We start from the raw sequence: 24445 nt of genomic DNA, 5'->3' as shown, positions 1-24445 counted from the left end.
CCGTTCCTAGCCTGTGGCCTCCCTCCCCGTTAAAACCGCGTTTACGATCTGAGAGGCCACTTGCATGACGAAAGTCGACCAGGCTGCACCGGGAGCCACGAGTGAGACCGGGGGCCTGCGCCGCGACGTGGGGCTCATCGGCCTGATGTGGGCCTCCGTGGGGTCCATCATCGGCTCCGGCTGGCTCTACGGCGCCGAGAAGGCCGTCGTCGTGGCCGGCCCCGCGGCGATCATCTCGTGGGTGATCGGCACGGTGGCCATCGTCCTGCTGGCGCTCGTGCACGCCGAGCTCGGCGGCATGTTCCCGGTGGCGGGAGGTACGGCGCGCTACCCGCACTACGCCTTCGGCGGCCTGGCCGGCATGTCCTTCGGCTGGTTCTCCTGGCTCCAGGCGGCCACCGTGGCCCCCATCGAGGTCGAGGCGATGATCGGCTACGCCGGTCACTGGAAGTTCGCCCAGGGTCTCCAGGGCGCGGACGGCACGCTGACCACCAGCGGAATCGTTACTGCAATCGTGCTCATGGCGATCTTCGTCGGCGTCAACTTCTTCGGCGTCCGGGCCCTGGCGCACACCAACAGCGCGGCCACCTGGTGGAAGATCGCGATCCCGCTCGCCGCGATCTTCATCATCGCCGTCGGCAACTTCCACGGCTCCAACTTCACCTCGGAGGGCTTCGCCCCGTTCGGTGCCAAGGGTGTGCTGGGCGCGATCAGCTCCAGTGGCATCATCTTCGCGCTGCTCGGCTTCGAGCAGGCGATCCAGCTGGCCGGTGAGAGCCGCAACCCGCAGCGCGACCTGCCGCGCGCCACGCTCGGCTCGGTGGCCATCGGCGCCGGTATCTACATCCTGCTCCAGATCGTGTTCATCGCCGCGCTGCCGCACGCCTCCTTCGTGCACGGCTGGGGCAAGCTGGCCTACGCCGGCATCAGCGGCCCCTGGGCGGGCCTCGCGACCGTGGTCGGCCTCGGCTGGCTGGGCTGGGTGCTCTACGTCGACGCGATCATCTCCCCCGGTGGCACCGGCCTGATCTACACCACCGCCACCTCCCGCGTCTCCTACGGCCTGGCCAAGAACGGCTACGCCCCGAAGGCGCTCACCAAGACCGACAAGCGCGGCGTGCCGTGGATCGGCCTGATCGTCACCTTCGTCACCGGCATCCTCTGCTTCCTGCCGTTCCCGAGCTGGCAGGAACTGGTCGGCTTCATCACCTCGGCGAGCGTGCTGATGTACGCGGGCGCGCCGCTGGCCTACGGCGTCTTCAGCGACCGGCTGCCGCACTTCGAGCGCCCCTACCGGCTGCCCTTCGGCAAGTTCATCTCCCCCGCGTCCTTCGTGGTCGCCAACCTGATCATCTACTGGAGCGGCTGGAACACCCTGTGGCGGCTGGCCTTCGCCATCCTCCTCGGCTACGTCCTGATGGGCTCCTACGCCCTGTGGGCCAACCTCAAGGGCAAGCCCGACGCGCCCCGGATGGACTTCAAGGCCGCGCAGTGGCTGCCGGCCTATCTGCTGGGCATCGGCCTGATCTCCTGGCAGGGCAGCTTCGGCGAGGGCAGCCAGGGCAACATCAAGCTGTACTGGGACATCCTGGTCATCGCCGTCTTCTCCCTCGGCATCTACTACTGGGCCAAGGCGACCGCCTCCAAGACGGAGGCCATCGAGCGCAGCATCGACGAGGTCGTCGTGACGGACGCGCCCGCCCACTGATCACCGCCTCTCCTCAGGTGCCCTGCCAGCCACTCCCCAGCTGGCGGGGCACCGTCGCGTCACGGGGTTGGCGGCCGGTTTCGGCGGGGGTCGGCTGGTACGACGTTGGGGGACAGGCAGCTGGCGAGGCAGGTCGGGGGCGGGGTGAGGGCCCCAGGTCACCTGGCCCCGCCGCTCCCCCTACCGACCGCCCTCCGCGAGCCGGTGGTCCGCTGTCTTCAGGGCCTCGTCCACCAGGCGGCGGAGGTGGCCGTGGCGCAGGGAGTAGATGACCCGGCGGCCCTCTTTGCGGGTGTCGACCAGGCCCGCGAGGCGCAGCCGGGCCAGGTGTTGGCTGACGGCGGGGCGGGCCGCGGCGCAGGCTTCGGTGAGGGTGCTGACGTCGGCCTCGCCCGAGATCAGGGCATGCAGCAGGGTGAGCCGGGTGCGGTCGCCGAGCAGGGCGAGGAGTTCCGCCGCGAGCGCGAACTGCTCCTCGCCCGGAGTGCGCTGATGCGCAGGGTGCGCAGGTGATAGGTGCATGCGTGCGCTCATACGCACATAATGGCTCCGTGGGCGCCCCGCGTCCACCGCGGCCCAGCAGAAGGGACCCCCGTGAGCGACCATCACCACCACGTCCCGCACCGGCACGGCACCTCCTCCCTGCGCCATCGCCTGGCCCATCTCCTCACCCCGCACTCCCACGAGACCGCCGACAAGCTCGACGCGGCGCTGGAGTCCTCGGCCCAGGGCATGCGCGCCCTGTGGGTCTCGCTCGCCGTGCTGGGCGCGACCGCGCTGGCGCAGGCGGGCGTGGTGGCCGTCTCCGGCTCGGTCGCGCTGCTCGGCGACACGGTGCACAACGCCGCCGACGCGCTGACCGCCGTACCGCTCGGCATCGCCTTCGTACTGGGGCGGCGCGCGGCGAACCGGCGCTTCACCTACGGCTACGGCCGTGCCGAGGACCTCGCGGGCCTGGTGATCGTACTGACCATCGCCGCCTCCGCGGCCTTCGCCGCCTGGGTGGCCGTCGGACGGCTGCTCGACCCCCGCCCGGTCACGAACGTGCCCGCCGTCGCGGTGGCCGCGCTGGTCGGCTTCGCGGGCAACGAGTGGGTGGCCCGGTACCGGATCCGGACGGGCCGCCGGATCGGCTCGGCCGCGCTCGTCGCCGACGGACTGCACGCCCGTACCGACGGCTTCACCTCGCTCGCCGTGCTGCTGGGCGCGGCCGGCTCCGCCCTCGGTCTCCAACTCGCCGACCCGGCCGTGGGGTTGGCGATCACCGCCGCGATCGTCCTGGTGCTGCGGGACGCGGCGCGCGAGGTGCTGCGGCGGATGCTGGACGCCGTGGACCCGGCGCTGGTGGACCGCGCCGAGCGGGCGGTGCGCGCGGTGCCGGGCGTGCACCGGGTGGGCGAGCTGCGGCTGCGCTGGATCGGGCACCGGCTGCGGGCCGAACTCGCGGTCGTGGTGGACGGCGAGGCCACCCTGCGGCAGGCGCACGCGATCGCCGTCGAGGCCGAACACGCCCTGCTGCACGCCCTGCCGAAGCTGTCGGCCGCGCTGGTGCACGCGGATCCGGCACCGGCCCCGGGCGAGCGCGACCCCCATCTGACGCTCGCCCACCACCTCAGCGGCCAGGATCTGTCAAGCGAGAGGCCCTAGGCCACGCCGAGCCCCTCCAGCACCACGGCCCCCGGCAGTTCCGCGAACACCTTGCCCGGCACCAGGAGTTTGCCCCGCCTGCGGCCGCTGCCGACCAGGACGTACGGCAGGTCGACGACGGCCGAGTCGACCAACAGGGGCCAGTCGGCGGGCAGTCCGATCGGGGTGATGCCGCCGTACTCCATCCCGCTGTGCCCCGTCGCCGTCTCCATCGGGGCGAACGACGCCTTGCGGGCGCCCAGTTGACGGCGGACCGTGCCGTTGACGTCGACCCGGGTGGTGGACAGCACCAGGCAGGCGGCGAGCGTGGTCTCGCCGGCCCGCTTGGCGGCGACCACCACGCAGTTGGCCGACCGCTCGGGCAGATCGCCGCCGTAGTGCTCCACGAAGACGGCGGTGTCGGCCCAGTCCGGGTTGGTGTCGACGTACAGGACACGGTCGGCCGGGATCCCCGCGGACCAGTTCCGTACCGCCTCGGCCACCGGCTCGGTCAGCTCGGCCAGGCAGCCGGTCACCGGGGTCGCGGTCTCGAAGTCTCCGATGGGTGCGCGCATGGCCGCACGCTAACAAGGCGCGGCGGCCCCGCGCAGGCACGTCTCACTGCACGGGCGGCACGGAGACGGCCATCATCATCTCCATCGGGGCCTCGCCGCGGTTGGCGTAGACATGCGGGACATTGGCCTCGAAGGTGGCACTGGCGCCGGTCGGCACGAGGTGGTCCTCGCCGTCGACCGTGAGGGTCAGTTCGCCCGCCGTGACATGGACCAGTTCCACGGTGCCGGGCGGGTGCGGCTCCGCCGGGCTCTCGTCCCCGGGCATCAGCACCCAGTCCCAGATCTCCACCGGGCCGGGCGCCTCGGTGCCCGCGAGCAGCCGGTTGTAGCTGCCGGACGCGGTGTGCCACAGCCGTACCGCCCGCTCGGCGGGGACGATACGGACCCGGGGGCCGCGCTCGTAGTCGAGCAGGGTGGTGACGCTGACGCCGAGCGCGTCGCCGATCTTGACGATGGTGCCGATGCTCGGGTTGGTGCGGGCCTGCTCGATCTGGATCAGCATCCCGCGGCTGACACCGGCGCGGGCGGCGAGCACGTCCAGGGTGAAACCGCGCACCGAGCGCCAGTGCCTGACATTGCGCGCCAGGGACTGGGTCAGCAATTCGAGGTCCGACACGTTCCGTCCGACTCCGTCCAGTATCCGAGATAGTTCACTTCTTTGGATGACGTAGTTCAATCCACTGAACTACGGTGGAGCGCACCCGTCCGTTCAACAAACTGTACTGCGAGGCATCGTGACGGCCCTCTTCGCCCTGACCACCAGCCTGTTGTGGGGGCTGGCCGACTTCGGCGGCGGGCTGCTGACCCGACGTACGCCCGCGCTCACCGTGGTCGTGGTCTCGCAGGCCATCGCGGCGGCCGTGCTCGGCGCGATCGTCGTCGCCACGGGCGCCTGGAGCGCGGCCGAGCCCCGGCTGTGGTTCGCGTTCGCGGCGGGCCTGGTCGGTCCGATCGCGCTGCTGGCCTTCTACAAGGCCCTGGCGCTCGGCCCGATGGGTGTCGTCTCGCCGCTCGCCACGCTCAGCGTCGTGGTCCCCGTCGGCGTGGGCCTGTTCCTCGGCGAACGCCCGGGGCTGCTCCAGCTCGCGGGCATCGCGGTCGCCGTCGGCGGTGTGGTCCTCGCGGGCGGTCCCCAGCTGCGGGGCGCGCCGGTGGAGCGGCGCACGGTCCTTTTGACGCTGGTCGCGGCGCTCGGCTTCGGCACCGTGTTCGCCCTGATCGGCGAGGCGTCCACCACGATCACCGGCCTGTACCTCTCGCTGTTCGTGCAACGGCTGACCAATGTCGCGGTGGGCGGCGCGGTGCTCGCCGTCTCCCTGCGGCGCGGCGGCTCCGCCCTGCCGGAGGGCGGCTTCCCCTACCGCTCGCTGCCCGCGCTGGCCTTCGTCGGCCTCGCCGATGTGGCCGCCAACGGCACCTACGCCCTCGCCGCCCAGCACGGCCCGGTCACCGTGGCCGCCGTCCTCGCCTCGCTCTACCCGGTGGTGACCGCCCTCGCCGCCCGCGGCTTCCTCAGCGAACGGCTGCGTGCCGTCCAGGCGGCGGGTGCGGGCCTCGCCCTGGTCGGCACCGTGCTGCTGGCCACCGGCTGAGGGGCTCAGGGCCTCTCGTTTGGATCATGCCGGGCTCGCGGGCCCTGGCACCGCGCCCTGATCCGGCCTGATCCGAACGAAAGACCCTAGCCCTCGGTCTCCAGCTCGGCGAGCCGGGCCACCGCGGACTCGTCCAGCTCGGCCAGCGCGCGCAGCTGCCCCGGCGTCGTCCCGTCCGGGATCGGCACCGGCGCGGGGGTCCGCAGCGGCGGCTGCCAGCCGTCCTCGGGCGTCCAGCGCCGTACGACCTTGGCGGGAGCGCCGGCCACCACGGCATGGTCGGGCACCGTGCCCCGCACCACGGCACCGGCCGCGACCACGACGTTCCGGCCGATCCGCGCGCCCGGCAGGATCACCGCGCCGGTGCCGATCCAGCAGCCGGGGCCGATCTCCACCGGCTCCATGCGGGGCCACTGCCGGCCGATGGGCTCGTGCGGATCGTCGTAGGAGTGGTTGGTGGAGGTGACGTAGACGTACGGCCCGAAGTAGCAGTCGCGGCCGATGGTCACCGTGGTGTCCGCGATGACATGGCTGCCGCGGCCGAGCACCACGCCGTCGCCGATGCGCAGGATCGGGTCCGGGCCGAGGTCCAGGTCGGGCATCAGACCGGCGGTCAGGGTGACCTGTTCGGCGATGATGCAGTGGGAGCCGAGCCTGATCCAGGGCTCGCCGAAGACCGTGCCGAGCGGGAAGGCGAGCCGGGTGGCCTCGCCGATGGCACCGAAGCGGAGGCGCCCGGGGTGCTCCGCCGTGACGGAACCGGTCCGCTGGACCCAGGCCCAGGCCGTGTGGACGGCACGCTGGGCGAGGCCATGGCGCCAGGATGAGAACGTGTTCTTGCGCTTCGGCACGGGCTCACGTTACTCACGGGTTGCGTCCGGCGAGAGACCGGACCGCTGTGATCTTTGCCCCACCCCCTGTCGTACCGTGCGGAGTACTTATCGACGTACTGATCGACGCGAGGAGACGGTGATGGCACAGGGGCCACTGATCGTGGGCATCGGCGGCAAGGAGCCGCGGGTGGACGCGGAGGCGTTCGTGGCGCCGACGGCTTCGGTGATCGGGGACGTGACGCTGGGCGCGGGGGCGAGCGTCTGGTACGGCGCGGTGGTGCGCGGGGACGTCGAGACGATCACCGTGGGGGCGCGGGCGAATGTCCAGGACAACGTGACGCTGCACGCCGATCCCGGGTTCCCGGTGACCATCGGTGAGCGGGTGTCCATCGGGCACAACGCGGTGGTGCACGGCGCGACGGTCGAGGACGACTGCCTGATCGGGATGGGGGCGACCGTGCTCAACGGCGCGGTCATCGGGGCGGGCTCGCTGGTGGCGGCGCAGGCGCTGGTGCCGCAGGGGATGGTGGTGCCGGCGGGATCGCTGGTGGCGGGGGTGCCGGCGAAGGTACGGCGTGAGCTGTCGCCGGAGGAGCAGGAGGGGGTCACCCTCAACAGCACGTTGTACGCGGACCTGGCTCAGGCGCACAAGGATGTGCATCGCTAGGCAGGTGGGCGGCGAACGGCCCTATGTGGCTTGTCGCGCGGTTCCCCGCGCCCCTTGAGGGGCGCTGTCACTCGCCGGCGTTGACAGGTTCCCGCTGGGACAGTTCCTGCTGGGTCTTCTTCGTCTTCCGCTTCACGATCAGCATCGTCGCCAGACCGATGACGACCGCCGCCCCCAGGCCCACGTACGAGAACTTCTTCAGCCAGCCCTCGGCGACGACGCCCACGTAGTAGACGGCGGCCGTGGTGCCGCCCGCCCAGCAGATACCGCCGAGGATGTTGGCGATCAGGAACTTCCAGTAGGGCATGTGCAGGACACCGGCGAGGGGGCCCGCGAAGATGCGCAGCAGGGCGATGAAGCGGCCGAAGAAGACGGCCCACATGCCCCACTTCTGGAAGGAGCGCTCGGCGGTGGCCACATGGGCCTCGCCGAAGTGCCTCGGGAACTTCTTGCCCAGCCAGGCCAGCAGCGGGCGGCCGCCCTTGCGGCCGATGGCGTAGCCGATGGAGTCGCCGATCACCGCGCCCGCGGTGGCGCAGGCGCCCAGGATCAGCGGGTTGATGTGGGAGTGCTGGGAGGACATCAGCGCCGCCGAGACCAGGACGATCTCGCCGGGCAGCGGAATGCCGAGGCTCTCGACGCCGATCACCAGGGCCACCACGGCGTAGACGGCTACCGCCGGGACCGAGTCGAGCCATTCCTGGACATGCACCGCGGGATCCTCCCCTGCCGCTGACCTTGCGCGGAAGCGTTGTGTAAAGCGCTCCCCAAAGAAGGCTACCCGGTCGGCGGTGAACAGCCGCTCGGCATGCGCCCTCCGGGCGGCACCGGGCCGCCCCCGAGCATTGGGTTCGCGGCCATCCCGCTGTCATCCGGCGTGGGAATGCTCCCCCCGGTTTCGCCAGCACCGCCTGCCCCGGGCCCCGCCGCGGAAGGACGACGTCCCCGTGTCCCCACCGTCCCCCCTGGTCACCGCCCCCGACGGCCCCGTGCCGAAGGCCCCGGCCCGGAGCACCCCGTCCCGGTCCGGCCGGTCCCTGCGCCTCGCGCTGTGTCTGGCCCCGCTGCTGATCGCGCTCTGCTGGGCCGTCGCGAACCGGCCCGTGGTGTACGAGGGGGTGCGGCGGCTCGTCTCGGCCGATCCCCGCTGGCTGCTGGCCGGGCTCGGCTGTACGTGTCTGACCTGGGTGGCGGCCTCCTGTGTACGGCAGGGCGCGCTCCCGGACCGGCTGCCGGCGGGGCTGCTGCTGGCCTCGCAGTTCGCCGCCGGTGCCGCGAATCACGCGCTGCCCGGCGGGCTCGGCGCGCACGCCGTCACCGTGCGCTTTCTGCGGGCGCGCGGGGTGCCGCTGGACCGTGCCACCGCCTCGATCGGCCTGTACTCGCTGGTCAAGGGCGTCTCGAAGACCCTCGTACTGCTGGTGTTCCTGGCGGTCTCGCCGGCCTGGCGGCGCCTGGGCGAGCTGGTGCCGGACGGGCCGCAGCTGGTGCCGGTCGCGGCGGGCGCGGCCGGGGCGGTCACCGGGGCGGGGGTGCTGCTGACCGTCGTACGACCGCTGCGGCGGCCGGTGTCCGGGCTGGTGCGCACCGCGCTCGCCGATGTCCGGGTGGTGCACGCGCGGCCCTGCCGGGTGCTGGCGCTGTGGGGCGGGGCGGTGGCCATGCCGCTGGTGCAGGCGGGGGCGCTCGGCTGTGTCGGGGCGGCGCTCGGGCTCGGGCTGTCCTTCGCGGAGGTGGCGCTGGCGTTCCTGGCCGCGGGCACGGCGGTGGGTGCCGCCCCGGTGCCCGGCGGGTTCGCGGTGGACGCGGCGCTGGTGTGGACGCTGGTCGCCTTCGGCGCGGAGCCCGCCCCCGCGACGGCGACCGTGATCGGCTACCGCGTGGTGACGGACTGGCTGCCGCTGCTGCCGGGCGCGCTGGTGCTGTCGGCGCTGATCCGGGCCAAGGTGCTCTGATTCACCGCGCGTTCGAGCTGATCCGGGCCAAGGTGCCCTGATCCAGGGCGTGTTCACTCCCGGCGGGCCACCAGGCGGTAGGCGTTGGCGAGGTGCAGGCGCTGGGCGAGCGGGCGGATCGCGAGGCGGTCGAGGAGGGTGGCGGTGAGCAGGGCGGGCACCCCGGCGAGCAGGAGCGCGCCGCGCAGGGCCCGGCGCAGCGGACCGGGGGGCTCGGGCAGCCAGGGGGCGTCCTCGCGGGGCGCGGCGTGGTCCAGGGCCAGCCAGACGGCGGCGAGCAGATCGACCGGGTCGTGCGGTTCGGCGTGCTGCTCGGCGAGGACCGTGAAGCCGAGTTCGGTGAGCCGGCGGCGCAGATTGCCGACCGGGATGAAGTGCAGATGCTGCGGCTGGAGCCAGGGCAGCCACCAGCGGCCGAGGAGCCGGGCGTAGCGGCTGTCCGGGTCGGGGACCTCGATGAGGAGGTGGCCGCCGGGGCGTACGGCCTCGTGGGCGGCACGGAGTTCACGGTCCGGGTCGGTGCTGTGCTCCAGGTAGTGGAACATGCTCACCACGTCGTAGCGGGCGGTGAGTTCGGGGGCCAGGTCCGGGAAGGCGCCCCGGTGGGCCTGGTCGATACGGCCCTCCCGGGCGGCGAGTTCGACGCCGTCGGTGAAGTCCAGCCCGTCGAAGGAGGTGCCGGGCAGCACGGTGCGGGCACTGGCGCAGAAGTGGCCGTGTCCGGTGCCGACGTCCAGCCAGGTCTTCGGGGCGGGATCGTAGGGCAGCATCGCGCGGGCGCGGCCCTCGTACATGGCGCCCCGGCCGCCGAAGGTGCCGCTCATCCGCTGCTCGCCGAGGCCGTCGTAGAAATCCCGGTAGTAGAACTCCAGCCCGGCCTCGGTCAGTTGGGGGTTCTGGAAGATGTGCCCGCAGTCGGCGCAGCGGTCCAGGGTGAAGCGGCCCGGCTTGTGCTGGAGCAGGTCGGTGGTGCGCAGCCGGTCGCTCAGCCGGCCCGAGCCGCACCAGGGGCAGGTGGTGCGGCGGGCGCCGAGGAAGCGGGCGGGTCCGGTGGCGAGATCGGCTCGGTAGGCGGGACGCAGGGCGGCGACGCGTTCGGCCTTCGCCCGCTTTTCGCTGGGGTCGCTCATCGGCTCTCCGTTGCCAGTCGTTCCAGGTGGGCGGCCGCGGCGGGGGCGCCGCCGGCCGAGCGGAAGGCGGTGCGGACGCTGGCCGCGGCGGCCCGGTGGGCGGGGTCGTGCAGAACGGTGTCGAGGGCCGTGCCCAGCCGGTCCGCGGTGACCCGGCCGAACTTCACCCGGAGTCCGGCCCCCGCGTCCACGACCTGGGCGGCGATCACCGGCTGGTCGTCGCGGATGGGGGCGGTGACCAGCGGGACGCCGTGCCACAGCGCCTCGCACACGGTGTTGTGCCCGGCGTGGCAGATCACCGCGTCCATCCTCTCCAGCAGGGCGAGTTGGGGCACGGAGGGCAGCACCAGCAGGTCCTTGCCGCCGTCCTCGGCGGGCAGTACCCCGCCCGGGTCGACGAGGACGGCCTGCACCCGGTCGGCGCGTTCGCGCAGCGCCTCGCGGCAGGCGGCGAGGAAGCGGCCGCCCGCGTCGGCGTTGGCGGTGCCCAGGGTGACCAGGACCTTCGCCCGGCCGGGGGTCAGCCACTCCCAGGGGAAGCCGGGCCGGTGCTGGCGGCCCGCGAGGGAGGGGCCGACGTAGTGGATGTGCGGTGCCGACGGGGCCTGGGGGCCGACGAGTTCGGGGCTGCTGAAGATCAGCAGGAGGTGCGGCGAGGAGCGCGGGTCGGCGGTGCCCGAGGGGTCACCGAGGCGCTCGCGCAGCTCGGCCAGCCGCTGCCGCAGCCACTCGGCGACCTTGGGCAACCCGTCGTAGGCGCCGCTGAATTCGGCCGAGGTGGTCGCGGAGGTGGCCCATGGCAGCCCGAGCCGCTCGGCCACCAGGGCGCCGGCGAAGGCCTGTTGGTCCGCGACCACCACATCCGGACGGAACTCCTCGACGGCCGCCCGCACTCCGGGTGCCATCGCGTCGGCGAGCGGCAGCAGGTACCACTCCCACAGGAACTTCAGCGCCTCCGCGCCGCGCAGCTCCGGGGGGCGCCCGACGCCTTCGGCGCCCGGCACCGGGCCCGCGCAGCCGAACACCGGGGCGCCGGGGCCCGCAAGCCGGCGCACCAGGCCCGGGTCGGCGCAGGCCCAGGCCACCCGGTGGCCCCGCGCGGCGAGCCGGTCGGCGACCCCGACGGCCGGGTTGATGTGCCCGGTCAGCGGCGGTACGACGAACAGGAAGCCGCTCACCGGACGGCGCTCGCGCCGGCCCGGATCAGGTCCAGGATGTGCCCGCCGACCGCGCCGGGCGCCTCCACCAGTACCGAGTGCTCGTGCCCGGGCAGCACCACGGACCGGAAGTCCGGCAGCCGGGCCTCGTGCAGCGGGATCAGGTCCGCGAGGTCGGAGTCGCCGCCGTAGACGCCGAGGACCGGGCAGCGCACGGCGCCGATCTCGGCCTCGGTGTGCACCCGGCTGGCGGGGATGTCCCGGCCGAGGCTGGTCTCCCGGGCGAGCCGGGCGGCGCCCTTGGCGAGGCGGGCGGTGTTGTGGCCGCGGTTGGCGGTGATCCAGGCGATCGCGTCCCGTTCGTTGTGGGCGAGTTGGGTCACGACGCGGTGCAGGATGCCGCCGAGTTTGCTCGCCCAGGCGGGGGTCGCGGGTTCGGACTCCACGAGGGTGAGGGTGGCGACGCGCTCGGGGTCGCGCGCCGCGTAGCCGAACGCGATGGTCCCGCCGTAGGAGTTGCCGACGAGATGCACGGGACCGGTGACGCCGAGGCGGTCGAGGAGTGCGGTGAGGTCGTCGACGTTGTCGTCCAACGTGTAGCCCCGGGCGGGGCGTTCGCTGCGGCCGTGGCCGCGCAGGTCGTACATGAGGACGTCCAGTCCGGCCGCGGCGAAGGCGGGCGCGACGGTGAAGTAGTAGCTGGCCAGGCTGTCGGTGAGCAGCCCGTGCACCAGTACGACCGTGCCGTGCGGGGTGCCGCCCCCGGCGGGGGCCATGCGCTGGACGTGCAGCCGGATGCCACCGGCGTCGACCATCGCCATGGCTCAGCCCGCCTGCGCGCTTCGCAGGCTCCACACCACGTACTCCACGAGCCTGCCGACGGTCAGCTCGATGATCTCCTCGAACTCCATCCCGGCCAGGAACTCGGCGAGGTTGACCCGCCCGCCGTACCGCTCCTCCATCAACCCGGCCAGGGTGACCAGGTCGATGCTCTCCAGTTCCAGATCGCGGTTGAAGGTGGTGGACATGCCGATGACCGTGTCGTCGTCGCCGTACTCGGCCAGGACCTCGCGGAGCATGCCGGTGATGTCGGCGAGGACGGCGTCGGGGGCCGGCTGGGTGGGGATGAGCGGGGGGTTCATCGGGGGGTCTCCTCGGCTGCGGGATCGTGGGGTGCGGCGGCTTCGAAGGTGGGCCGGGTGGTGGACGCGGTGGCGGGCCCGGTGGTCCAGGCCACCACGTACGCGCGGGGCGCCAGGGCGGGCGGGTTGGCCGCCTGGGCGCAGTGGACCGGGTAGGCGTCGGCGAGCCGGCCGGAGACGAGCAGTCGGCTGCCGTCGGGGGCGGCCTCCAGGACCCTGAAGTCCCTTGGCCGGCCGCCGAATCCGGTGCCCTCGGCCTTGGCGACGGCTTCCTTGGCGGCCCAGAAGCGGGCGAACCACTCCGCCTCCGGGCCCGACTGCGCCCGGAGCAGCCGGAGTTCCGCCGGTCCGAGCGCCGTGGCGAGCGTCGCGCTCTCGCGTGCGACGACCTCCTCGATGTCGATGCCGACACCGACGCCGTCGGTGCTGCCGGGGCCGGGGTGCGGGCGGCGCGGCCGTACGAGCGCCACGCCCGCCTCGGCCCGGTGTGCGAGGGAGACGTCCAGCGGGGGCAGGGTCCGGCCGTGGGCACCGGTGACGCGGGGGCGCCCGGCCTCGTCGTTGTGAACCCGGATCTCGGCCGGGAAGACGGGCCCCTCGCCCTGCTCCCAGAGCCATCGGCGTACCGCGTCCTTGACGGCGATCCGGCCGAGCAGCCACTGGCGGCGGCCCCGGGGCGGATGGGCGGCGTACTGCGCGCGCTCGACGCTGCCCAGCGAGTTGCGCATGATCAGCTCGCGGGAGGCGAGGTCGGGCCAGCGCTCGTGCAGCAGCGTCCAGCCGCCGGGCTGGACGGCGGACAGGGTGTGGCGCTCGGGGAAGCGTTCGACGGGGCGGGTCGTCGGGTCGTTGTCGAAGCGGCGGTCCTGCCAGCCGTCGAGCACGGCCCACACCCGGCCGCCGACGGTGAGCTGGGCGTCGGCTTCGAGGAGGGTGTCGGTGAGGGTGGTGATCCGCACCAGGCAGTCGACGGGGGTGCCGGGCGCCGGATGCGGCCCGTGGAACGTCATCCGGCGCATCTGCACGGGGAAGACGACGGTCCGCTCGGTGCGGGTCGCCATGATCCAGTAGCCGAGCAGCTGGCCCACGTTGTCCAGCAGCGCGCCGGGGGCGGCGGGCGCGGTGATCACCCCGCGCACATGCCGCTCGCCGATCGCGGACAGCTCGGTCAGGCCCTGGAACCCCGGGCCGTGGAACATCCAGCGCTCGCGGTAGATCTGTGCGGCGGTGTGCTCGGGGCGCCGCTCGGGGTCGTCCGGGCGGGGCATCGGTGGGGGTGGTGCCGGGTGGTGCGGGGCGAGTTCGAGCACGGCGCGGGCGGTGGGCCCGAAGGAGACGGCGAGGTGGTGCGGCCGCCCGGGGACCGGGGTGACCGTGATCGGTACGTCCACGGCGGGCACGGCGGTCAGCCACCGCTCGAACCGGGCCCCGTGCACGGCCACCGCCCGCATCCCGGGCTCGGCCGCCTCCGCCGCGTCCATCATGTGCCGCACGATCGTGGTCGCGGGCACCACCGGCCAGCGGTCCTCCAGATCCGGCCAACCGGGGCGCTGCGGATAGAAGCAGTGGTCGAGGAGGTGGGGCATGGTCCGGGGGGAGATGTGGAGCGTGGTGGTCGTGGAGCTTTCCGGGGCTGAGGTCGTGGGGGTGGCCCGGGCGCGCGTCGCGACGGCGGATACGGCGGGCGCCGGTGGCACGGCCGCGGGGACAACGGAGGCGCGCGTCGCGACCGCGGGGGCGGCGGAGGGCGGTAGCACGGCCGCCGGGACAGCGGAGGCGCGCGTCGCGACCGCGGATACGGCGGGGGCGGGTGGCGTCGCGTGGGGCGGGCGCGGGTGCGCGGTCGGGGTGCGAGGCCGTACGGCCGGAGTACGGCCCTCCGCCGCCGCCATCACCTCGGCCGCCGTGTCCGCGGTGTCCCGCAGCAGCGCGGACAGTTCGGCGGCGACCGGGAAGCGGGCGGCAAGTCCGTCGAGGGCCGGTGAGCCCGGAGCGGCGAGCCCGTCGACGGTGTGTGAGCCCGGGGCGGCGAGCCCCCCGGGGGCTGGTGCGCCCAGGGCAGCGAAGCCGCCGACCGTGGGTGCGCCCGAGGCCGCGAGCTCGCCGGCGGTGGGCGCGCTCGACGCGACCGGACGTGGCACCGGGGACCCCCGCCGCCCCAACTCCCCCCTCAGTTCTTCGAGTACGGCACCGTCCAGCGACACCAGCGCGCCGCCGAGGTCGAGTCGGACGGGCGGTCGGTCGACACCCGCGGGGTTCACCAGGATCGCGGGCGCCGCGGGTGTCGGCCGCGTCGCAGATGTCGGCATCGCCACCGGCGTCCCCGTGAGGGCCGGCACCACCGCCGCTCCCGCCGCCCACAACGCCGTTGCCACGCGTCGGAGTTGCGGCAGCCCGTCGTGGTGGGGCGAGCACGCGGGGACCGCGAGGTGGTCGCGGTCGCCGAGGGTGTCGTCGATCAGGGAGGTGAGACGGCCGGGGCCGGGCTGGACGAAGACGCGGTGTCCGGCGGCGTAGAGGGCCTCGGTCAGCTCGCGGAAGCGCACCGGTTCCAGCAGGTGCCGTACGAACAGCGCGCGCACGGCCGACTCGGCCGCCGGGAAGGGTCGCGCGGTCGTGCCGGACCACACCGGGACGGTCGGCGGGTGCAGCCGGAAGCGGTCGGCGGCCTCTTGGATGGGGGCGAGATACGGTTCGAGCATCGGCGTGTGGAAGCCGGAGCGGAAGGGCAGCACCTGGCAGATCACGCCCTGCGCGCGGAAGGACCGTACGAGGTCCTCGACCGCCGAGTCCGGTCCGCAGACCATCGACTGGCGGGGCGCGTTGTCATGGGAGAGCACGATCCCGGAGCCCGCCCAGGCGTCGGCGAGCGCCGCTTCGACCTGTGCGGCGGAGGTGCCGATCGCGGCGAAGGCGAGCCCGGGGACGGTCAGCGCGTCGGGGTCGAACTCGGCCATGAAACCGTCCACTTGGCCGGGTGAGTAGATCCCGGCGGCCGCCATGGCCGTCCACTCGCCGACGCTGTGCCCGGCGACCGCGTCCGGTACAACGCCCATCGCGCGCAGCGCCCGGTCCAGCAGCCGGCCCACGCCGACGACATCGAGCCCGTGCCGCCCGATGTCCTCGACCCGGCTGCCCGCCCGCGCGCCCACCCCGGTCTCCGCCCGGGTGTCCTGCGGCGCGGGCAGGCCGAAGTGGGCGGCGATGTCATCGGTGCGCGGCGGTGTGAAGTCGCCCTCCAGACCAGGGAAGACGAACGCCAGCCGGTCGGCGGGGCCGCCGAGCAGCGGGGTGGGCCGCAGCCATACATCGCCGCGCCCCTGCCAGGCCCGGCCCTTCTCGGCGGCCCGGCGGGCGAGCGCGAGCCGTCTGGTGTTCGGTGCGACGATCCCGAGCCTGGCCGGTCCCGCGCCGGGATGCGCGCGGGCCGGATCGAGCCCGGCGGCCAGGACGGTGGAGTCGTCGGCGTCCAGCAGCGCGGCGAGGCGTTCGACGGAGTCGGCCGCGAGCAGCAGGACGCGCTCGGGTTCGGCGACGCGCGCGACCGGGGCGGGGGCGGGCGGGTGCCAGGGGGCGGTGGCGCGTCGGGCGGCCGGTGCCTCCTCCAGCACCACATGGGCGTTGATCCCGCCGAAGCCGAAAGCGTTGACGGCGGCCCGGCGGGTCGGCTCGCCCGGGTCCCGGTCCCAGGGGCGGGCCTGTGCCAGGGTGCGGAAGCGGGTGGCGGCGAGACGGGGATGGGGGTCGTCGCAGTGCAGGGTGGGCAGCAGAGTGGCGTGATGGAGGGCGAGGGCGGCCTTGACCAGGCCCGCGACCCCGGCGGCCGGCATCGTGTGGCCGATCATGGACTTCACCGAGCCGAGGACCGGGCGCTCCTCGTCGGCGAGGCCCGAGCCGGGTCCGAACACCTCGGCGAGCGTGGTGAGTTCGGCGCGGTCACCGGCGGGGGTGGCCGTGCCGTGGGCCTCCAGCAGGCCGATGGAGCGGGGCGCCGCGGGGTCGAGCCCGGCGGCCCGCCAGGCCTGGCGCACGGCCCGGGTCTGGCCGCCCGGGTCGGGGCTGACGAGTCCCGCCGTACGGCCGTCACCTGCGACACCGGTGCCCCGGATCACGGCGTAGACCCGGTCGCCGTCGCGTTCGGCGTCCGCGAACCGCTTCAGTACGACGACGCCGGTGCCCTCGCCGATGAGGATGCCGTCGGCGTCCCGGTGGAAGGGCCGGATGCGCTCGGTCGGGGACAGGGCGCGCAGCTGGGCGAAGACGCTCCACAGGGTGATGTCGTGGCAGTGGTGCACTCCCCCGGCCAGCATCATGTCGCAGCGCCCGGCGCTGAGTTCGCCGACCGCCTGGTCGACGGCGACCAGCGAGGAGGCGCAGGCCGCGTCGACGGTGTAGGCGGGGCCGCGCAGATCGAGCCGGTTGGCGATCCGGGAGGCGGCCAGGTTGGGCACCAGGCCGATCGCGGCTTCGGGGCGGTCCGGGCCGAGCCGCTCGGTGAACGCCGCCCGGACCCGGTCGAGTTGGACGGGCGACAGATCCGGCACCAACTCACCGAGTGTGCGCACGAGTTGGCCGGCCGTGCGGACCCGCTGGTCCAGCCGGGCCAGCCCGGGGGTGAGGTAGCCGCCCCGGCCCAGGATCACCCCGATCCGGTCCCGGGCCGGCAGCCCGCGCTCGCCACCCGCGTCGGCGAGCGCGGCGGCGGCCACGTCGAGGGCGATCAGCTGGTCGGGCTCGGTTCCGCAGACGGCGGCGGGCATGATGCCGTACCGGGTGACCTCCACCTCGGCCAGGCTGTCCACGAAGCCGCCGCGCCGGCAGTACACCTGGTCGGGGGCGGCGGCCCCGGCGGCGGCCGGGCGGTAGTAGTCGGCGTCCCAGCGGCCCGCGGGCACCTCGCCGATCGCGTCGACGCCGCTGCGCAGGTTGTGCCAGTAGGCGTCGAGTCCGCGCGCGCCCGGCAGCAGCACCGCCATTCCGACGATGGCGACGGGCAGTTGACTGTTCGTCATCTCACCAGCCCGACGCGGTGTAGACGACGGCACGCGCCGCCGGTTCGCCCCAGGCGAGTTCCCGCAGCAGGGCCGCGGTGCCCTCCTCGGGGTCGATCATCGCCACCCCGCGACGGGCGTACTCGCGGCCGAGTTCCGCGCCGACCATGCCGTTGTGTGTGCCGGACGGCGCCCAGGGGCCCCAGTGCACGGTGAGCGCGCGGTGTCCGGTGCGGGCGGCCCAGTCGGCGCCGAGCGTCTCCAGGGCGTCGTTGGCGGCGGCGTAGTCGCACTGGCCCCGGTTGCCGAGGACGGCGGCGATGCTGCCGAACAGCACAGTGAACGCGGGCGCCCCGGGCAGGTCGTCCAGGGCGGCGAACAGGGCCCCGGCGCCCGCCGTCTTGGTGCCGTAGACCCGCTGGAAGGAGTCGGGGGACTTCTCGGCGATCAGCCGGTCCTCGATCACCCCGGCCGCGAACACCACCCCGTCGAGCCGGCCGTGCTCGGCGTGGATCTCCTTGACCGCCCGGAGCACCGCGTCCCGGTCCCGGAAGTCCACCGCGCGATAGCGGGCCGCGCTGCCCAGCGCCGTGAGTTCGTCGAGGGTCGCGGTGATCTCCCGTTGGGCCAGCAGGAGTTCGGCGGCCCGGTTGATCTCGGCGGGCTTCGGCGCGCCGGGCGCGGCCGCGAGTGCCGCCCGCAGTTCGACGGCGGTGCGGGCGGCCGCGGTCGCCGGGGACTCGGGGGCGGCCGGGGCGGGGGTGCGGCCGAGCAGTTCGATCCGGCAGCCGCAGGCGGCGGCCAGCGTCGCCGCGAACCGGGCGGTGATGCCCCGGGCGCCGCCGACCAGCAGGACGACGGAGTCCCGGTCGAGGCCGAGCGCGGCGGCCTCCGCGGTGCCGACACCGGCGGGGCCCGCGCCGGTGCTGCCGAGGGAGCCGAGCGGGACGGGGAGGAGGTCCAGACCCCGGCGGGTGCCGTCGGCGGCGCGCAGGACGACGGGGAGCAGAGCCGGAGCCCCGGCCCCTGCTCCTGCCCCTGCCCCTGCCCCTGCCTCTGCCGCTTCCGGCGTCGATGCCGGCGCCGGAACAGGCTCAGGCGCCGGTGCGCACAGCTCCGCGAGCACGGCCTCGGCCACCGCCGCCGGAGCGACGTCCCCGACGGCCACCACCCGCGCGACCACGTCCGGGTACTCCCGCGCGGCGGTGCGGAACAGCCCGTCGAGCCCGGCCGCCCGTACGGCACCCGCGCCCGTCGCGGCCCGCACGGCGAGCAGCCTGTCCGCGCCGCACGTCAGCGCCGCCTTGACCACGGGGAACGCGTCCGGCAGCACCGGCAGGTCCGGGCCGGGCAGCGCGCCCAGGTACACGACCGCGTGCACCGTCCCGTCCGCCGCCCCGAGGACATGCCCCTGGCCAGCCAGGACGACCTCCGCGCCGCGCGCGTCCAGCCGTGCCGCCACCTCGGCCGCCGCTCCCCCGCCGTCACCCAGCAGGAAGAACCGCTGTCCGGCGAGGTCGGAACCGGCCTGCTGCCCGACGTCGGGCAGCTCGACCACCCGCATCTCGAAACGCCGGGGAGCCACACCGAGCGGCGCCGCGTCCGGCTCCGGTGCCGGTTCCTCCGGTCGGCCGGATGCCGTACCGCCGCCGACCCGTGCCGCCAGCCACGCCGTCACCGCCGCCGCCGTACGTGCCTTGGTCAGCTCCTCCAGCTCGGCGTCGTCCAGCAGCTCCGCTCCCCCGGCGATGCCCAGCCGCTTGGCCAGCTCGCCCGCGATCTCGGCCCGCTTGATGGAGTCGATGCTCAGATCCGCCTCCAGATCGAGATCGGGCTCGATCATGTCGACGGGATAGCCGGTGCGTTCACTGATGATCTCCAGCACGACCCGCCCCACGTCCTCGGCGGACGCGGCCGGGAGCTCCTCCTGGACCACGGGGGGAGCCAACTGGGCTTCTACGAAAGCTGGTTCGGCCGAGGGCAACGCCTGGGGAGCGACCGGCGCGACGGCCGCGACCGGAGCCACGGCGGGCGGCGGCGACCCCGTCCCCCCGAAGTAGGTGAGCAGCACGTCCCGCTGCGCCGCGATCATCTCCCGGCCGCTGCGCAGGAACTCGGTGATCAGCGCGTCCCGGTCGACGGGGGTGCCGTTGGGCTGGTCGGTGGTCACAGTCGTCTCCACGACGCGTCGGGCCGGTGCCAGGGCACCGGCGAGCAGGGCTCCGTCAGCGGTGCGGACCAGTTGTCCGTCGACCGTCCAGCCGGGTCGGGCGGGGGCGGGGGCGCGCAGCGCGTCGACGGCGTCACGACCCTGGAAGAGCCGGGCGGTACGCACCGGAACGCCCGCGACGGCGAGCCGGGCGAGGGCGTCGAGCCAGCCGGGCAGCCCGCCCTCGGGCCGGGGCTCGGGGGCGACCGTGCGGTGCGGGCGGTCGCCGAGGATCTGCCCGACGAGCCGGGTGAGGACCGTACCGGGGCCCGCCTCGACGAAGATCCGCGCGCCCGCCTCGTACATGGCCTCGATCTGGGCGGCGAACGCGACCGGCGCCCCGATCTGGGCGGCGAGTTCGGCACGCACCCCGTCGGGGTCCCGCGGATAGGGTGCCGCCGTGCGGTTGGCCCAGACCGGGAACTCGGGCGCGCGCACCGGCTTGTCCGCGAGGGCCTCGGCGAAGCGCTCCCCCGCCCCGGCCACCACCGGGCTGTGGAAGGCGCAGGCCACGGGGATCCGCTTCGCGCCGAGCCCGGCCGCGCGCAGCAGCCGTACCGCTGTGTCGATGTCCTGTGTGGGTCCCGAAATCACCGTCTGCTGAGGCGAGTTGAGGTTGGCGACGACGACGGACTCCGGCGCCCCCGCGTCGCGCAGGGCGCCGAGGACGCCCTCGGCGGGCGCGCCCACGGCCGCCATCGAGCCGGGGTCCTCGCCCGCCGCCGCCAGGATCGCGGCGGCCCGCTCGATGCTGAGCCGGTGCAGGGTGTCCGGGTCGAGTGCGCCGGCGGCGGCGAGGGCGACCAGTTCGCCGTAGCTGTGTCCGGCGGCCAGATCCGGCTGGACACCGGCCGCGCCGAGGAAGGCGTGGGCGGCCAGACCGGCCGCGCCCAGGGCGGGTTGGGCGGCCCGGGTGTCGGTCAGGGCGGTCCGGCGGCGCTCGCGCGCGGTGTCGTCGAAGGCGGCCGGCGGATAGACGACGTCCGCCTGGTCCGGTTGCAGATGGTCCCGCAACTCCGGTAGCGCGACGAGGAGTTCGCTGAGCATGCCGACGCGCTGGCTGCCCTGTCCGGGGAAGAGGAAGGCGACCTTTCCCTCGACCGGGTCCGAGCGGCGGACGTCGGGGTCGCCGTCCTGGTCGATAACCGCCCGCAGCCGCTCGGTCAGCTGGCCCAGGTCCTGTGCCACGAAGGCCAGTTGGACCGCCTCTCGCGAGGTGTCGGCGCGATGGGCCGCGGCGAGGGCGAGGTCGCGCAGCCGCCAGGGCCGCCCGTCCGCCTCGGCGGCCTCGAGGAGTTCCGCCGCCTGCCGGTGCGCGCTCTGCTCGTCCCGGGCGCGGAACAGGAACAGTTCGGCGGGCCACTCGTCCAGGGTCTGCCGGGGCGGTACCGCGTCCCCGTGCGCGGCCAGCACGGCGTGGAAGTTGGTGCCGCCGAAGCCGAACGCGCTGACCCCGGCGAAGCGTTCGCCCGCGGGCCGGGCCCAGGGCCGGGCTTCGGTGTGGAAGGCGAAGGGGCTGTCGTCCTCGGTCCAGGCCGGGTTGGGGCGCCCCAGGTGCAGGGTGGGCGGCGTGACCCCGGTGTAGAGGGCGAGGGTCGTCTTGATCAGTCCGGCGAGTCCGGCGGCGCACTTGGTGTGCCCGATCTGGGACTTGACCGAGCCGAGCGCGCAGCCGCCGGTGCGGGCGCCCGCCTCGGCGAACACCTCGCCGAGGATGCCGAGTTCGGTGCGGTCGCCGACCACGGTGCCGGTGCCGTGCGCCTCCACCAGGCTCACCTGCGCGGGCGAGACACCGGCATTGCGGTACGCCCGCTCCAGCGCGGCCCGCTGACCCTCGGGGCGGGGCGCGGTCAGGCCCAGGGAGCGGCCGTCGCTGGCGGAGCCGAGGCCCTTGACCACGCCGTAGATCCGGTCGCCGTCGCGTTCGGCGTCGGCGAGCCGCTTGAGCACCACGCAGGCGACGCCCTCGCCGAGCGCGATGCCGTCGGCCTCCGCGTCGAAGGCGCGGGAGCGGCCGGTCGGGGAGAGGGCGTGGACGGAGGAGAACAGGACGTAGTCGTTGATGCCGTTGTGCAGGTCGGCGCCGCCGCACAGCACCACGTCGCTGGTGCCGGAGACGAGTTCCTTGCAGGCCACGTCGAGCGCGGCGAGGGAGGAGGCGCAGGCGGCGTCCACGGTGAAGTTGGCGCCGCCGAGGTCGAGGCGGTTGGCGATACGGCCGGAGATGACGTTGGCGAGCATCCCGGGAAAGGAGTCCTCGGTCAGCTTCGGCAGTTGGCCGTCGAGTCCGTCGGGGACCTTGCCGTAGTACGACGGGAGTACGGCCCGCAGGGTCACGGCGTTGGACAGGTCGCTGCCCGCCTCCGCGCCGAAGACCACGGCGGTGCGCGAGCGGTCGAACTCCCGTCCCCGCTCGCCGTATCCGGCGTCCTCCAGGGCCCGCCGGGCCGCCTCGAGGGACAGCAGCTGCACGGGCTCGATGCTGCCGAGGGAGGTGGGCGGGATGCCGTAGCGCAGCGGGTCGAAGGGGATGCGGGGCAGGAACCCGCCCCACTTCGAGGCGGTGTGCCCGGCGGCGTGGTGCACGTCCGGGTCCCAGCGGTCGGCGGGCACCTCGGTCACCGCGTCGCGTCCGGCGACGATGTTCGCCCAGAACGCGGCGAGGTCGGGTGCCCCCGGGAACATGCAGGCCATGCCGACGATCGCGACATCGAGCGGCGCGGGCGGGGCCGGCTCCCACTCGGTGACCGGGAGCCGGCCGCGGGCGGCGAGGAAGTCGGCGGCGCCGTCGGTCACCGAGCGGTGCAGGGCCGCCATGGTCGTCGTCGCGGAGCGCAGGACGGCGACCTCTCCGGCCATGAACATCCCGTCGGTGAGCTGCCGTTGCTCGTCGACGTCGCGCAACTCCCCGTCGTCCGCGCGCTCCACGCCCTTGCTGGCGATGCGCAGCCGCCCCACGTTGAGGCGTTCCAGCGTCTCCCACACCTCGCGGTCGGGCAGGCCCCCGGTGCGCAACGCGCGTTCGCGGTCCCGGTAGTCGTCGGTGAAGGGGCTGGGCACGCACCGGGTGGCATGGCCGGGCGCGGTCTCCAGCAGGGCGGTCGCGGTGGCGGCGCGGACCTGCTCCTGGAAGAGCGGCCGGATGGCGCCGTGGGCGACGGCCTCCTCGGTGAACAGGTAGGCGGTGCCCATGAGGACCCCGATCGCGGCGCCCCGTCCGGTGAGCGGCGCGGCGAGCGCGGCGACCATCGCGGCGGACCGCTCGTCATGGACGCCGCCCGCGAAGAACACCTCCACCTGGGCCGCCGTCCCGGGTTCGGCGTCGGCCAGGAAGTCGTCCAGTACGGCGAGTTGGGCCTCCCACAGCGGGAAGGACGCCCGGGGCCCGACATGCCCGCCGCACTCCGAGCCCTCGAAGACGAACCTGCGCGCCCCGGCCTGGAGGAACTGCCGCAGCAGCCCCGGCGAGGGCACGTGCAGGAAGGTGCGGATCCCGGCCCGCTCCAGCGCCTCGGCCTGCGCGGGCCGCCCGCCCGCGATGATCGCGTGCGTGGGCCGCAGTTGTCGTACGACCTCCAGCTGGGCTTTCCTGATCTCCTCGGGCGCGAAGCCGAGCACGCCCACGCCCCAGGGCCGGCCGTCAAGGACGGCGCGCGCCTCGGTCAGCATCGCCCGGGTCCGGGCGCCGTCGGCGAGCGCCAGCGCGAGAAAGGGCAGTGCCCCGTCCTCGGCGACGGCGGCGGCGAATCCGGCCTGGTCGCTGACCCGCGTCATCGGGCCCTGTGCCACCGGCAGCCGCGTCCCGAGTGCCCGGCTCATCGCCGACCCGGGCCGCAACGCCTGCCCGCACTCCGACTCCCACCCCGACTCCGGCTCCGACTGCGGCCGCATCGCCGCCGTCATCCCCCGCACCACGCCCCGCACATCCCCCCAGCGCTCGGCGAACCGGGCGGCGAGGAAGCCGTCCTGGCCGAGGGGGAGCAACTGCCGGGCCGGGTCGCGGGCGCCGAGGAGGGCGGCGATCGCCACGGGGGCGTCGGCGGGGAGCGGCGGAGCGTCGGGGCCGCGGCGGCGCAGCACCCGGTGCCCGCCGATCACCACCGTCTCCGCGCCGTCCAGGGACCGCAGCACCGCCCGGACCGCCTCCGGCAGCCGGGACTCGGGCAGCAGGGCGAGCTGGCTGTCGAGGACGACCCCGGCGGCGCCACCCGCCATGGCGGCGGCCGCCGTCCGCGGCCCGACACCGCCGCAGGCCCAGATGGGCGGGTCGGCCAACTCCGAGTCTGCGAGCAGCTGTTGGAGCAGCACGAAAGTGCTCAGCGCACCGGTTCGGCCACCGCTCTCGGCGCCCCGGGCGATCAGCCCATGGGCCCCTGCCCGGACCGCGGCCCGCGCCTGCGTGAGGTCGGCGACCTCGGCCAACACCCGTAATTCGGCGGCCAGTTCGGTGATGTTCCAGGGGGTGTCCGCGGCTGCCAGGTCCGCGGCGAGGACGACGAGGCCGGGGCCGTCCGACAGGTCGGCCGGGGTGAGGGCGCACCGGGCGGTCACCCGGACGCCGTACGGGCCCGGCGCGGTTCTTCTCAGCCGGGACAGCTCCTGTCGGCATATTCGGTCGCCGTCGCCGAGATCGAGGACGCCGAGCGCGCCGGCGCCCGTGGCGGCCGCGGCGAGGCCCGCGTCGGGTTCTCCGAACGGGGTGAGGCAGAGGATCAGTTCATGGGCGCGCACAGGGGAGGTCATGAGACTCCGACACAATCGGCGAAAAGCACGGTGGGGGGTTGTGCGGCGGAACTCGTCGGTGCGAGGGCATCGGAAACTAGCGAGGGGCTACTCGCGGGTCAACAACGACGGCCGCCG

General features: G+C 74.4%; 16 protein-coding genes. 5 read left to right on the top strand and 11 right to left on the bottom strand.

Annotated elements, in window-relative coordinates; genetic code table 11:
- The first annotated feature begins 64 nt into the window (after window positions 1-64).
- On the top strand, window positions 65-1708 hold the full coding sequence (locus tag HEP81_RS32290) for an APC family permease (RefSeq protein ID WP_037658035.1): 1644 nt from the start codon (window positions 65-67) through the stop codon (window positions 1706-1708).
- Between the two features lie 180 nt (window positions 1709-1888).
- Here the strand turns inward: HEP81_RS32290 and HEP81_RS32285 are convergent, their stop codons facing one another.
- Entirely contained in the window at window positions 1889-2242 is a 354-nt protein-coding gene (locus HEP81_RS32285; protein ID WP_243279646.1) for an ArsR/SmtB family transcription factor, read from the bottom strand.
- A 60-nt stretch (window positions 2243-2302) separates the two neighbouring features.
- On the opposite strand from HEP81_RS32285, the gene HEP81_RS32280 reads away from it, so the two are divergent.
- Window positions 2303-3355 carry a cation diffusion facilitator family transporter gene (locus tag HEP81_RS32280; protein WP_037658039.1) on the top strand — a complete coding sequence of 351 codons (1053 nt, stop codon included), beginning with the start codon at window positions 2303-2305 and terminating at the stop codon, window positions 3353-3355.
- On the opposite strand, the gene HEP81_RS32275 is transcribed toward HEP81_RS32280, so the two are convergent.
- Complete coding sequence (locus HEP81_RS32275) at window positions 3352-3909, bottom strand: YbaK/EbsC family protein (protein ID WP_037658040.1); 558 nt, start codon at window positions 3907-3909, stop codon at window positions 3352-3354. The genes HEP81_RS32280 and HEP81_RS32275 overlap by 4 nt on opposite strands.
- Before the next feature lie 43 nt (window positions 3910-3952).
- Window positions 3953-4525, bottom strand: coding sequence for a helix-turn-helix domain-containing protein (locus HEP81_RS32270; protein ID WP_037658041.1), 573 nt, complete (start codon window positions 4523-4525; stop codon window positions 3953-3955).
- Between the two features lie 118 nt (window positions 4526-4643).
- On the opposite strand from HEP81_RS32270, the gene HEP81_RS32265 reads away from it, so the two are divergent.
- Window positions 4644-5501 carry a DMT family transporter gene (locus HEP81_RS32265; RefSeq protein ID WP_037658042.1) on the top strand — a complete coding sequence of 286 codons (858 nt, stop codon included), beginning with the start codon at window positions 4644-4646 and terminating at the stop codon, window positions 5499-5501.
- An 86-nt stretch (window positions 5502-5587) separates the two neighbouring features.
- Here the strand turns inward: HEP81_RS32265 and HEP81_RS32260 are convergent, their stop codons facing one another.
- Entirely contained in the window at window positions 5588-6352 is a 765-nt protein-coding gene (locus tag HEP81_RS32260) for an acyltransferase (protein WP_037658044.1), read from the bottom strand.
- A 121-nt stretch (window positions 6353-6473) separates the two neighbouring features.
- On the opposite strand from HEP81_RS32260, the gene HEP81_RS32255 reads away from it, so the two are divergent.
- On the top strand, window positions 6474-7001 hold the full coding sequence (locus HEP81_RS32255; RefSeq protein WP_037658046.1) for a gamma carbonic anhydrase family protein: 528 nt from the start codon (window positions 6474-6476) through the stop codon (window positions 6999-7001).
- Window positions 7002-7068: 67 nt separating this feature from the next.
- Here the strand turns inward: HEP81_RS32255 and HEP81_RS32250 are convergent, their stop codons facing one another.
- On the bottom strand, window positions 7069-7713 hold the full coding sequence (locus HEP81_RS32250) for a DedA family protein (RefSeq protein WP_037658048.1): 645 nt from the start codon (window positions 7711-7713) through the stop codon (window positions 7069-7071).
- 235 nt (window positions 7714-7948) lie between these two features.
- Between HEP81_RS32250 and HEP81_RS32245 the strand changes: the two genes are divergently transcribed.
- Window positions 7949-8956 carry a lysylphosphatidylglycerol synthase transmembrane domain-containing protein gene (locus HEP81_RS32245; RefSeq protein ID WP_172637015.1) on the top strand — a complete coding sequence of 336 codons (1008 nt, stop codon included), beginning with the start codon at window positions 7949-7951 and terminating at the stop codon, window positions 8954-8956.
- A 53-nt stretch (window positions 8957-9009) separates the two neighbouring features.
- Here HEP81_RS32245 and HEP81_RS32240 read toward each other — a convergent pair whose 3' ends face one another.
- From HEP81_RS32240 to HEP81_RS32215, 6 genes are read right to left on the bottom strand one after another with little or no spacing between them, the layout of a single operon-like run.
- Entirely contained in the window at window positions 9010-10086 is a 1077-nt protein-coding gene (locus tag HEP81_RS32240; protein ID WP_051850306.1) for a class I SAM-dependent methyltransferase, read from the bottom strand.
- Window positions 10083-11264, bottom strand: coding sequence for a glycosyltransferase (locus HEP81_RS32235; RefSeq protein ID WP_037658050.1), 1182 nt, complete (start codon window positions 11262-11264; stop codon window positions 10083-10085). The genes HEP81_RS32240 and HEP81_RS32235 overlap by 4 nt, the downstream gene beginning before the upstream one ends.
- Window positions 11261-12064 (bottom strand): alpha/beta fold hydrolase, encoded by an 804-nt coding sequence (locus HEP81_RS32230; protein ID WP_037658053.1) that lies wholly within the window; start codon window positions 12062-12064, stop codon window positions 11261-11263. Before HEP81_RS32230 ends, HEP81_RS32235 begins: the two co-directional genes overlap by 4 nt.
- Window positions 12065-12067: 3 nt before the next feature.
- Window positions 12068-12385, bottom strand: a complete 318-nt coding sequence (locus HEP81_RS32225) for an acyl carrier protein (RefSeq protein ID WP_051850307.1) — start codon at window positions 12383-12385, stop codon at window positions 12068-12070.
- Window positions 12382-17397, bottom strand: coding sequence for a type I polyketide synthase (locus HEP81_RS32220; RefSeq protein WP_051850308.1), 5016 nt, complete (start codon window positions 17395-17397; stop codon window positions 12382-12384). Before HEP81_RS32220 ends, HEP81_RS32225 begins: the two co-directional genes overlap by 4 nt.
- A 1-nt stretch (window position 17398) precedes the next feature.
- Window positions 17399-24328: a type I polyketide synthase gene (locus tag HEP81_RS32215; RefSeq protein WP_037658055.1), complete on the bottom strand. Its 6930-nt coding sequence runs from the start codon at window positions 24326-24328 to the stop codon at window positions 17399-17401.
- Window positions 24329-24445: the final 117 nt, after the last annotated feature.

Origin of the sequence: Streptomyces griseofuscus (assembly GCF_014673495.1) — a bacterium.
In the GTDB taxonomy this organism is placed as follows: domain Bacteria; phylum Actinomycetota; class Actinomycetes; order Streptomycetales; family Streptomycetaceae; genus Streptomyces; species Streptomyces murinus.
Note: the sequence above shows the minus strand (reverse complement) of the source record. Positions and strands in the feature narration are given on the sequence as shown.